This window comes from Nocardiopsis lucentensis DSM 44048, assembly GCF_000341125.1.
GTDB lineage: Bacteria > Actinomycetota > Actinomycetes > Streptosporangiales > Streptosporangiaceae > Nocardiopsis > Nocardiopsis lucentensis.
Map to the genome: position 1 here is coordinate 1 of NZ_ANBC01000371.1, position 8873 is coordinate 8873.

Consider the following 8873-nt stretch of genomic DNA (forward strand, 5'->3'; position numbering starts at 1 on the left):
CTCCGGCGTGGCCCTGGGGCTCACGCCCCGGACCAGGAGGTAGCCGATCATCCAGAACTCGCCGATCGCGGCCGGGACGGTGAGGATCTCCTTGGCCAGGGCCGTGTCGGGTACAAGGTAGCCGAGGAAGGCGCTGAGCACGTAGCCGCATCCGCCCGCCGCGACGATCCAGCCGAGGACGCGCGGCATCCACCGCGACCGGTGGGCGAGCCAGCCCATCGGGATGAGCCACAGACCGAAGAACAGCGCGGCGACGTCCCACATGTACCCGCTCGCGACGTACAGCAGCTGGACCGTGGTCGCCGTGTCGGCCGTGGTCGGCAGCGGCGCGTCGAGCGCGACGTGTGCGGCGGTGGCCAGGAGCCCGGCGCTGGTGAGGATCATGGCGGCGTTGACCAGCCCGAAGGCCGCCACGGCACCGGCCGCGAAGCCGCTGACCGAGCGGAAGAGTCTGAAGAACAGCAGGGCGGCCAGCGCCTGGGTGAGGACGATCCCGAGCTCCAGCGCGACGACGCCCCTCGCGAGGGCCTCCTGCGCCATGAGGTTGGCCAGTGTGGCGGCGGCGTCGCCGGCGACGTACAGCCGGGGGCGGGCCAGCATGAAGCCGAGCACGCCGGTGACCGCCAGGCCCAGGTAGGCCAGGCCGGTCAACCGGGCGGTTCCCTCGGTGGAGCGCATCCCCCACCGCGTTGCGATGTAAAGCATCTTTGACATGACAGGGAATGTAAAGAAGGATCGACCTCATGTCAAGAAAGTTAGACATGGTCGGGCGGCGCGGAGCGGCGGAAAAGCCGTCCCAGAGCCCCGCCGGCGCCCCTCACCACGGGTGCCGGGCACAGCGGAGGAGCTGGCGCCCGACGATCCGCACCGCGGCCCGGGGCGGCCGGCCCGGTCGGAGCGGGCACGGGGCCGGGGGCATGACACCCCGAAGGCAGCGGGGCAGAACGTGACGGAAGGCGCTGATTCCATCACGAGATGTGGAACGATCGATGGTATGGCTGACCCCACGCGCACCGTCGTCCTCGTCCGGCACGCCAAGGCCGACCGGCCTCCGGTGAACGACCACGAGCGGCCACTGGCCGCAAGGGGGCACAGGGACGCCCCACGGGCGGGCCGCTGGCTGGCCGGGTCGGGTGTCACACCCGACCTCGCCCTGTGCTCCACGGCCGCGCGCTGCCGCGAGACCTGGAAACTCGTCGTCGCGGAACTGCCGCACAGGCCGCGGACCGTCTACGAGGACCGCCTCTACGGCGCCTCCGCGGGTGAGCTGATCGACGTGGTCAACGAGACCGCGGACGACGTCGGCACCCTGCTGCTCGTCGGCCACAACCCCGGACTGCACGACCTGGCCGACACGCTCGCGGGCGAAGCCGAGGGCGACCTCCTCGCCCGGATGGCCCGTTCCGGCCTCCCCACGAGCGCGATCGCGGTGCTGACCTTCACCGGTTCCTGGGAGGACGTGGAACCCGGCAGCACGCGGTTGGCGGCCTACTGGGCACCGCACGCCTGAACGGCCCCCGCCATCAGGCGAGACCGCGCTCCACCTGTTCGGCCAGGCTGAACAGTAGGCCCTCCCCGCCTTCGGCCCCGACCAGTTGCAGGCCCACCGGCAGTCCCGACACGGTCCCCGCGGGCACGCTGAGCGCGGGGGCACCGACCACGTTCCACGGCGAGGTCAGGCTCAGCAGCATCGGGCCGACCCGCGCTTCCGTACCGCCCACCGAGACCCTCCGCTGGTCGATGCGGGGAGCCGTCACGGGCACCGTGGGCAGGGCCAGGGCGTCGTACCCGCGCAGGAGCGCCGCCGTCTCCTCCCGGGCCCGCTCGCGCTCACGCAACGCACGAACGTACCGCCAGCCAGGCACGCGCGCGGCCGACCTCAGCCGCTCCAGCACCTCCGGGTCGAAGAGGTGCGGGTCCCGTGCCACCCGTTCGGCGTGCACGTCGTAGGCCTGTGCGCCCTGTACCGCGGTGAAGGTGTCCCACAGCATCGCCGACGCGGGCCAGTCGACCTCCACCACCTCGTCCACGGGGTCGAGTGCCCTGCGCACCGTCCGCGCCACCCCCGGTTCGATCGGGACGGAGGGCGCGCCCCGCAGCCACAGCACACGGGTACGGCGCCGCACCCCCGTGCCGCCGACGTCGGACGCACCGGCCAGGGCTCCGGCCGCCACACGGCAGTCCTCGGCCGAAGCGGCCAGGACGCCCACGTCCTCCAACGACTCGGCCAACGGGATCACCCCGGACACCGGGACGGTCCCGTGCGCCGGTTTGAACCCCGCCACCCCGCACAACGCGGCCGGAATCCGCACGGACCCGCCCGTGTCGGTGCCCAGGGCCACCGGCACGATCCCCGCGGCCACGGCCGCGGCGCTGCCGCCGCTGGATCCTCCCGACATCCGGTCGAGAGCGTGCGGGTTGCGCACGGGCCCGGACACGGAACGATCGCCGGTCGGACCGTAGGCGAACTCGTGTGTGGCGGTCTTGCCGATCACCACCGCCCCCGCGGAACGCAGCCGACGCACGCACTCGGCGTCCCGATCGGCCCTGTTTCCCGCCAGGTGCGCCGACCCGGCCTCGGTCAACAGCCCGGCCACGTCGATGTTGTCCTTCACCGCGACCGGGATCCCGTGCAGCGGCCCGCGGTCCACACCGTGCCCGATCTCGCGGTCGGCCCGCCGGGCGGCCGCGTCAGCTCCCGCTCGGTCCACCAGGGTGAACGCGCCGAGCACGGACCCGCTCTCCGACGCCGCCCCGGCGGCCGCCCGGGCCAGTTCCACCGCGCTCACCCGACCGGATCGCAGTTCCTCCGCCAACCGGTGAACGGACCGACCGGTGAACGGACCGTGCGGCGGCCGGCCCTGCTGTTCCATCGCGTTCCTCCTGCTCGGTCACTTCGTCGCTCCTCCTATCGTCGCGGCCACCCGTCAACCAGAGGAATAGAGTTATCTCCATGTGATCCAGGATTTTCTGTGGCAGTATCCATGTATCTCGTAGGGTGCCGGTGCTGGACTGTCCCTATGACGACACCATCACCGCGAACCGTCGTGCCGGCGCGTCACGCCCGGACCGTCCGCGCCAGGGCGGGGCAGTCGGTTCGCGTCACCGACACCCGCGGCGGCCAGGTCGGCGACGTCTTCGCCTTCGTCGCCGACGACCCGACCGAGTACCACAGCGCCGCGCACACGCGCGCCCACCTGAGCCGCCTCTTCCCCCGTGCGGGCGAGGTGTTCGTGACCAACCGGCGCCGACCGCTGCTCACCCTGGTCGAGGACACCTCACCCGGTGTCCACGACATGCTCATCCCCGCCTGCGACCCCTACCGATACGCCGACCTGGGCGCCGACCCCGGGCACCGCTCCTGCGCGGTCAACCTTGTCGGGGAGGCCGCGGCGCACGGGATTCCCGTCACAGACGTCCCACAACCGATCAACGTGTTCATGAACACCCCCGTCGTCGACGGAACGGGGATCGACTGGCGCTCCGCCCCCAGCCGACCGGGTGACTCGATCACCTTTCGGGCGGAGCTCGACTGCGTCGTCGTCGTGTCCGCATGCCCGCAGGACCTGGTGGGGATCAACGGTGAGGGCCCCACTCCGCTGGCGGTCGAGGTCCTCGACGGCTCCGGCCGCCGCCAACCGGCGTCCGCGGAGGCGGACGCCCCGTCCGGTGAGGAGCAGCCGTGAGAACGACCTGGAACGACGGGGCCGCCGCCGTGGCCCTGATCACCTTCGACGTCGACGCCGAGACGCCCGTGCTGGCCGAGGGGCACCGCTACGCCGAGCACGCCATGACCATGAGCCACCAGGCGTACGGGCCCGACGTGGGCGTCCCGCGCCTGCTCGACCTCCTGGACGACCTTGAGGTCCCCGCGACCTTCTTCGTGCCCGGGTGGGTCGCCGAACAGCGTCCCGGGCTCGCCCGGAGTATCCAGGACCGCGGCCACGAGGTCGCCCACCACTCCTACAGCCACCGCGCCCCCACCCGCATGACCCCCGAGGAGGAACGCGAGGACTTCGAGCGCGCCCTACGGGTCTTCGCCGACCAGGACATCGAGATCCGCGGGCACCGCGCCGCCATGTGGGAGGCGACCTGGAACACCGCGTCGTTGGTCGCCGAACACGGGTTGGTCTACGACTCCTCGCTGATGGCCGATGACAGGCCCTACCTGGTCGACACCGGCACCGGACGGATCGTCGAGCTTCCGGTGCACTGGTCGCTGGACGACTGGCAGCAGTACGCGTTCCTGCCCGAACCCGCGATCGGCTCGGCCATCGAGTCTCCGCGCAAGGCATTGGAACTGTGGAAGGCGGAACTGGACGCGATGCGCCACTACGGCTGTCTGTTCAACCTCACCAGCCACCCTTTCCTCACCGGGCGCCCCAGTCGCGCGCTTGCGCTGCGTGAACTGATAGAGCACGCTCAGGACCGGGGCGACGTGCGCTTCGCGCGCTGTGTGGACGTGGCCCTGGCGGCTGGCGCGGACCCCGCCCTGAAAGCCCACACCCTCCAGCGACGCTCGGTGGACCCCACCGTCTACCCGGACTGACGAGAGGTGAGCGCGCCTCGGATCGCGTCCTGTCAACGGCTGTTCGCCGACTCCTGCGCCTCCAGCGCCAGGAACAGGTCCACGCGCTCCGGGGTGCGCCCCACGTCCAGCCCGGTCAGCTCCGCCACCTTGGCCAGTCGGTTGCGCAACGTGTTGACGTGCACGTGAAGCGCCGCGGCCGTCGCGTTCCAGTTGCCGTCGGCGTCCAGGAAGGCGCGCAGCGTCGCCACCAACCGCCCGCCCCTGTCCTGGTCGTAGGCGCGCACCGGGCCGAGCACCTTCTCCGCCAGGGCGTGGAGTTCCTCCGGACTGTGATGTCCCAGGAGCAGACGGTACATGCCCAGGTCGCCGAATCTGCCCACCAGAGGACCCACCGTACGCCCGCTCAGGATCCGGCAGCACTCCCGCGCCTCCCACAGAGCGGCGCGAAGGGCCTCGGCGCCTTCGGCCACCGCGCCCAGGCCGACGACCACCGCGCCTTCGGCGTTCGGCCGTTCCGTGACCGCGTGGGACAACCGCTCAGCGAAGCCGGTCAGTTCGCTCTCCGACCGCACCCACGGGAAGACGGCCACGGTGTCCCGCACACCCTCGGCGACCGCCACCGGGACGAACTCGTCCACGAAGAAGCGTCTGACCCGCTCGCTCAGCCCGGTGCCCCGCTCACCCCTCCGCACGCCGAGGGCGCACACCGCCAACGACCCGGTGCCGTCCACTCCGAAGGCCCGCAGTCGGTTCACCACCTCCTGCTCCTCGCGTGCCCCGGAGGAGATCATGTCGAGCAACTCCCCGGCGAAACGCATCTCGACGGTCCGCGTCAGCTCCTCACGTGCGACCTCCAGGCTCAGGAACCGCGCCACCTGCTCCAGTGACTCCAGTTCCGGTCCCGACAGCTCGCGCATCGACTCCAGACATGCCAGGGCCGCCCCCGCGCCGCCGAACGCACCGAGGGTGTCGATGAGGAAGAGTGTCGCGGTCTCGCCCGAAGCCAGCCCGACCTCCAGCGGCGGCGGACGTCTGGACAGGGCGGACGAGACCGCCTCCACGTCCGCCCGGTCCGGTCGGCCCCCTGTGCTGGACAGGCAGCGGCCCGACCGGTCCACCACGTACATGCGCAGGCGCGGGTGGTCGCGGTGCAGGATCTCCAGTGCCCGGGACATGCCCCCGCCGTGCGAGGCCGACTCCACCAACGAGTTGTTGCGGCGCACCAGGTCGACCAGGTCGTGCTGGCGCTGTTCGGCGTAGCGTCCCGCAGCGGCCTGGGACACCTCCGTGAACGGGATCGACACCCCCAGTTCCAACAGCGGCATGCCTGCCTCCCGACAGGAACGCACCAGTTCCGGCGGGGTGTTCGGGGTCTCCTCGCGCAAGCCGAACACGATGCCCGCCCCACCTGCGCGGCTCACACTGGCCACGAACGCCCTGGCCGAGTCGGGGCCGGAGAACCACAGGCCGTTGGTCATCACGAGCTCGTGTTCACGCAGGTAGGGGGAGGGGTCTGGGAGTTCGGTGTTGTGCACCCAGCGCACCGGCAGGCCCCACTCACGGTCCCCCTCCACCAGGACGCGCAGTCGGAGAGCAGGGTCCGTAGCGAGGGAGCGCAGGGTCAGCATGGTGTGCATATAACCACAGAAAGGCGGGACTCTCTAGACCTTTCTCCATTCCGCGTGGCCGCGCGGGTTGTTTGAGTTGGCTTGTGACTCAGACCACGAAAACATCGAACCCGGAGGTCACCCCATGTTCACTCGTCAGGCGGGTCCGTCGGTGAGCGCATCCCGCACACGCGCCGAGACGGTCGCCCAGGACGACTACCCGCAGAACAGGGTCCCCCAGCACGCGCGCCGCGGTTTCCTCTCGCTGCTCTTCGTCCTGGTGGGCTTCGTCTTCTTCACCCCCACCATGTTGGCCGGAGCCCGCCTCTCCGGGGCCTTCGCGTGGAGCGACCTCATCGTCATCCTGGCGGTCGGCAGCCTCATCCTGGGCCTGTACGTCGCCGTGCTCTCCCTGATCGGGGCGCGTTCCGGACTGACCACGGTCCTGCTGGCCCGCTACAGTCTGGGCCGCTACGGCGCCAAGTACGCCAGCCTCCTGCTGGGAGGGACACAGGTGTGCTGGTACGCGGTGACGGCCGTGTTCCTGTCCGAGCTCCTGGTCCAGGCGTTCGGATTCGAGGGCCACACGTGGCTGGTGGTCGTGCTCAGCTCGATCCTGACCGGCGTGACCGCCTACTACGGGTACCGTGGCCTGGAGTTCCTCAGCGGCCTGTCCGTCCCCCTGATGCTGGTGCTGTGCCTGTGGGTCCTCCATCAGGCCCTGGACAACGTGGGGGGCTTGAGCGGGCTGGCGGCCGTCACCCCCGCCGAGCAGGGCGGCATCGCCTGGGCCACCGCCGTCACGATCGTCGTCGGCACGTTCGTCAGCGGAGGGACCCAGACCCCCAACTGGAGCAGGTTCGCCCGCAGGCCCTGGCAGGGATTCGTCGCGGCCCTGTGCGCCTTCCTGGTGTTCAACCTGCTCATGCTCTTCTTCGGCGCGGTCGGCGCCATCGCGTTCCAGGCCACCGACTTCGTGGCCGTCCTGCTCCAGCTCGACCTGGTCGCGGTCGCAGTCCTGCTGCTGTTCTTCAACGTGTGGACCACCCAGGAGAACACCGCCTACGCGTTCGGCGTCGCCGGAGCGGAGATGTTCAACGTCCCGGCCAAACGCCCCTTCATCATCGGCGGGGTGGCCATCGCCATCGTCCTGGCCCTGACCGGGATCTACGAAGCGCTGCCGCAGTACCTGGTCCTCCTGGGCATCCTCATCCCGCCGCTCGGCGGGGTCGTCATCGGCGACCACCTGTTCGTCTGGCGGGGCAGGCTGCCCCGGCTGGACCAGGTTCGCTTCCTGCCCGTGCGCTGGAGCTGTGCCACCGCCTACCTGCTCGGACTGGCCACGGCCTTCGTCAGCGAACAGCTCTCCTTCGGGCTGCCGCCCGTCCACGGCATCGCCGTCGCGATCCTGACCGTGCCCGTGGCCGAGCGGGTTTTCCACGCCCTGGGTGTGCGTACCGACCATGAGGAACTCGAGGAGGACCCGTGGAGCCCGTGACCCTGGCTCCGGAACGGATGGCCGCCGAAGCCGTACGCAAGCTGTTGCTGGGCGGTGTCGTGCCCCGGCCCATCGCCTGGACCAGCACCATCGGCCCCGAGGGGGTCCCCAACCTCGCTCCGTTCAGTTACTTCACCGTCGTTTCCACCGACCCGCCGATGCTGTCGCTGACCATCGAGGCGCGCGATGACGGAACGGCCAAGGACACGGCCGCCAACATCGTCAGGACCGGTGAGTTCGTGGTCAACGTCGTGCCGGAGGAACTGGGAGAGGCGATGTGGGCCACCTCGGCCGACCTCCCTTCCGAGGAGGACGAGTTCGCGGTGGCCGCGACGCCGTCCGCCCCGGCCCACCGCGTCTGCCCGTCACGGGTGGCGCAGTCCCCCCTCGCGATGGAGTGCGTGTTGGAGCGGTCACTGCCTCTGGGCAACGCGTTGCTGGTGATCGGCAGGGTGGTCTGCTTCCAGGTGCGCCCCGATGTCCTGGACGGGCGCGGTCGGGTCGCGCACGACCGGCTGCGGGCCCTGGGCAGGGTCGGCGGCCGCTATCTGGGGACCTCGGACACCTATCCGCTGCCGTAGGCGGGGCGGGTTCGGTCAGGGAAGGTGTGTCCTGGCCGAGCCCGCCGCGCAGAGACACCCCTTCCTCTTCCGTGCCAGGTCCGGCCGCCGAAGAACCCGGCAGGAAACACCCCCGCGTCCCCGGGCATGGGAGCCGAACACATTCCCATACTGGGAGCAGGCGTTCTTCCGACCGAACACAGCGGGAGGAGAACGGGCGGGAACAGAGGAACAGGAGGCTCGGGACGTGGCCCCAGGCACAGAGGGGAGCGGGCTCCCGCACCCGGCTCCGCTCATCACCGCGGTCGCCGTGGCCGTCATCCTGGTTCTGGTGGGGCTCGTGTGGGGGTTCCAGCGCTCACTGATCTACCTTCCGTCCTCGGCGGACGTACCGCCCGCCGCGGAGGTCATCGACGGCGCCCGGGACATCACACTGACGACGAGGGACGGTCTCGAACTGGGGGCCTGGTTCGTCCCCGCGCGGGGAACGGACCGGGGCACGGCGGTCCTGGTGGCCAACGGCAACGCCGGGAACCGGCAGCTGCGCGCCCCGCTCGCGAAGGCGCTCGCGGACGCGGGGCTCTCCGTCCTGCTGTTCGACTACCGCGGGTACGGGGGCAACCCCGGGCGCCCCTCCGAAGGCGGCCTCGCGCTCGACGCGGCCGCCGCGGCCGCCG

9 protein-coding genes are annotated in these 8873 nt (G+C 70.9%); 6 read left to right on the top strand and 3 right to left on the bottom strand.

Annotated features, from left to right (window positions below; genetic code table 11):
• The coding region (locus D471_RS0112570; RefSeq protein WP_206538939.1) for a DUF4386 domain-containing protein at nucleotides 1-714 on the bottom strand (714 nt) is incomplete at its 3' end.
• A 280-nt stretch (nucleotides 715-994) separates the two neighbouring features.
• Here D471_RS0112570 and D471_RS0112575 point away from each other — a divergent pair.
• Nucleotides 995-1510, top strand: a complete 516-nt coding sequence (locus D471_RS0112575; protein ID WP_017598936.1) for a SixA phosphatase family protein — start codon at nucleotides 995-997, stop codon at nucleotides 1508-1510.
• A 13-nt stretch (nucleotides 1511-1523) separates the two neighbouring features.
• On the opposite strand, the gene D471_RS0112580 is transcribed toward D471_RS0112575, so the two are convergent.
• Nucleotides 1524-2873, bottom strand: coding sequence for an amidase (locus D471_RS0112580; RefSeq protein ID WP_017598937.1), 1350 nt, complete (start codon nucleotides 2871-2873; stop codon nucleotides 1524-1526).
• Between the two features lie 147 nt (nucleotides 2874-3020).
• Here D471_RS0112580 and D471_RS0112585 point away from each other — a divergent pair, with 147 nt between their 5' ends.
• Nucleotides 3021-3686, top strand: a complete 666-nt coding sequence (locus D471_RS0112585) for a DUF1989 domain-containing protein (RefSeq protein WP_083924209.1) — start codon at nucleotides 3021-3023, stop codon at nucleotides 3684-3686.
• Nucleotides 3683-4549, top strand: a complete 867-nt coding sequence (locus D471_RS0112590; protein ID WP_017598939.1) for a polysaccharide deacetylase family protein — start codon at nucleotides 3683-3685, stop codon at nucleotides 4547-4549. The genes D471_RS0112585 and D471_RS0112590 overlap by 4 nt, the downstream gene beginning before the upstream one ends.
• Nucleotides 4550-4581: 32 nt before the next feature.
• Here the strand turns inward: D471_RS0112590 and D471_RS0112595 are convergent, their stop codons facing one another.
• Nucleotides 4582-6168 (bottom strand): PucR family transcriptional regulator, encoded by a 1587-nt coding sequence (locus D471_RS0112595; RefSeq protein WP_017598940.1) that lies wholly within the window; start codon nucleotides 6166-6168, stop codon nucleotides 4582-4584.
• Nucleotides 6169-6283: 115 nt separating this feature from the next.
• On the opposite strand from D471_RS0112595, the gene codB reads away from it, so the two are divergent.
• The 3 genes from codB to D471_RS0112610 form a co-directional block, all read left to right on the top strand.
• Nucleotides 6284-7636, top strand: coding sequence for a cytosine permease (codB, locus tag D471_RS0112600; protein ID WP_017598941.1), 1353 nt, complete (start codon nucleotides 6284-6286; stop codon nucleotides 7634-7636).
• Entirely contained in the window at nucleotides 7624-8217 is a 594-nt protein-coding gene (locus D471_RS0112605) for a flavin reductase family protein (protein ID WP_017598942.1), read from the top strand. Before codB ends, D471_RS0112605 begins: the two co-directional genes overlap by 13 nt.
• A gap of 226 nt (nucleotides 8218-8443) precedes the next feature.
• On the top strand, nucleotides 8444-8873 hold a 430-nt coding region (locus D471_RS0112610), incomplete at its 3' end, for an alpha/beta hydrolase (protein ID WP_017598943.1).